Source organism: Gillisia sp. CAL575, from assembly GCF_000403785.1.
Taxonomy (GTDB): Bacteria; Bacteroidota; Bacteroidia; order Flavobacteriales; family Flavobacteriaceae; genus Gillisia.
In genome coordinates this window covers 1-2,245 of record NZ_APHJ01000003.1, presented here as the reverse complement: position 1 = coordinate 2,245, position 2,245 = coordinate 1, and the positions used below count along the sequence as shown (strand labels likewise).

Below are 2,245 nucleotides of genomic sequence, written 5' to 3'. Positions count from 1 at the left end.
TGCAAAATTGAAATCAACCAAAGATTACCGAATAATATTATCAAATTGTTAGGAAAATTAAAATTGAAAAGACTTAGTATACTATTGATTTCTCTATTGGCTTTAAACTCCTGTAAGGAAGATAAAAGTAAATCCTTACTTCAGGAAAAACCAAGTGATTCTAAACAAGATAATCGAGAGATTAATACGTTTACTTTTCCAGATACCGTATTTATAAATACAATGGTAAAAGGTGTAATTGAATATAATAGAAACTTTGGCAATACTAACGATTCAAAAATTAAGGAGCGATATATATTCTTTCATGTTGGGACAGATCAAAATTATGAAAATTTAGAAATAGAAGAATTTGATAGATTTCCAAATCGTCTGGCATTTGAAGACACAATTGGAAACGGATTAATACAATTTGAAACAGTTTTCACTAAATCTGGCTTAAATTATTTACACGGAGTTGTAAAAGATATTTATATAATTGAAACAAGTCAAATTGAGGATAGTATTTAGGTATCTAATAAGGAAACATTAATCACGAAAAGAGTATTTGTCCTTGACAAAAAAAATTGAATTTCCGTTCAGCAACATGTTTAAGTACAAAAAATACTTTGCACAACATCGGTTAAGCGCAAATAGCGGGCATTCTGGTGAAAAGTGCTATTTTAGACACCAAGTAAAAACCAACTAAGCCGACAAGAACGTGTCCCTACTCCACGCTACTTGCCTTAACCAAGACCGTTGTAAACAAGGGCTCTAAAAAAAGTAAGAACAAAATTCAGGTCTTAATTGAATGCCAATGTTTCGCAAATGATGCGCTGAATTTATAAGATTAAAAAATGCTTAAAATGAAGTTCGATGGCTTTTACTCGAACCCAAAAGATTTGAGTCATTATTCTGACTTTTACTCAGGATTGTTAGCTACAAAAAATTGAATGATTTTAAAATCTAAATCGCTGAATTTACTCGGGCGTGAAAAAGTAATATGAAAATGAGAATTAAAGAACAAAAATAATTTTTAAGCTTTACGCTGACTTTTGCTCGAACCGAAGATTTGAGTTCTAATTCTGACTTTTTACTCAAGATTGTTAGCTACAAAAAAATTCAGTGATTTTAAAGCTAGAAAGCAGATCTTACTCGGAGGTAAAAAATGACAAAATCGAATTTCTTTAAAAACAAAAAATCTGATCAGACCGCTAAAAATAACGGCTCACTCGGATAGTCGCCCCAGTTCACAACATCGGTTAAGCCCAAATAGCGGGTATTTGAACAAAAAGTAATATTTTAGTCATCAAGAAACAAACAAATAAGCCGACAAGAACGTGTCCCTACTCCACGCCACTTGGCTTAACCAAGACCGTTGTGCATTATAATGTCACTAATGTTAATTTAATTATACCATTTTGTTTATAGGTCGCTATTGAAAAGTCTATCTAAATTGAATTAAGAAATAATGAATAAACTGACAATTAGCATTTCTCTATTATTGATAATAAGCCTAAATACTTATAGTCAAGAATTGAAATGCATTGATTTTAAAAACGGAACATTTTTATCACCCGCTACTGATCAAATTCCATATTCATATACGATAATAAGAAATGGAAATAAACAGACAGAGATAATAAATGACCCAAATAATACATTACCTGACGACATTAAAAAAATAACTTATGGAATCATTGAATGGGTTGACGAATGCACTTATAGATTGAAATTTGATGAAACAAAAATGGAGCTTAGCGAATTTCAGAAGTTTATGAATGACAATAATGGAACATTAAATGAACTATTAAAAATAGAAGATAATTGTTTTTACTATAAATCGACATTATTAGTAAATGGAGAAGAAATAAGACTTGATGGTAAATTCTGTGCTGAGTAAATTACAATGCACAACATCGGTTAAGCGCAAATAGCGGGCAATCTGGTGAAAAGTGCTATTTTAGACATCAAGTAAAATACAACAAAGCCGACAAAAACGTGTCCCTACTCCACGCCACTTGCCTTAACCAAGACCGTTGTGCATCATACAAAAACTGACTCCTGAGTTCAATAACTTAACGCAACAAATCATAACTTTAGATTTGTTGTATGGAACCAAAAAAACACCGGCGATTATCACATCAAGAAAGGGTAATTATCCAGACTCTTTTAGAAGAAAATAGACCTAAATCTTTCATAGCAGAGAAGCTCGGAAGAACCCGATCTACCATCACCAGAGAAGTCAATAAATGGGTAACTAAACCCA

At 31.8% G+C, this 2,245-nt stretch carries 3 protein-coding genes; all 3 read left to right on the top strand.

Annotation, left to right across the window (positions count from 1 at the left end):
- Nucleotides 1-507 (top strand): hypothetical protein (locus I130_RS00040; protein ID WP_232223999.1); only part of this gene is annotated, 507 nt, incomplete at its 5' end.
- 940 nt (nt 508-1,447) lie between these two features.
- Nucleotides 1,448-1,879 carry a hypothetical protein gene (locus I130_RS00035; RefSeq protein WP_034917035.1) on the top strand — a complete coding sequence of 144 codons (432 nt, stop codon included), beginning with the start codon at nt 1,448-1,450 and terminating at the stop codon, nt 1,877-1,879.
- 209 nt (nt 1,880-2,088) lie between these two features.
- On the top strand, nt 2,089-2,245 hold a 157-nt coding region (locus I130_RS16940; protein WP_157480450.1), incomplete at its 3' end, for a helix-turn-helix domain-containing protein.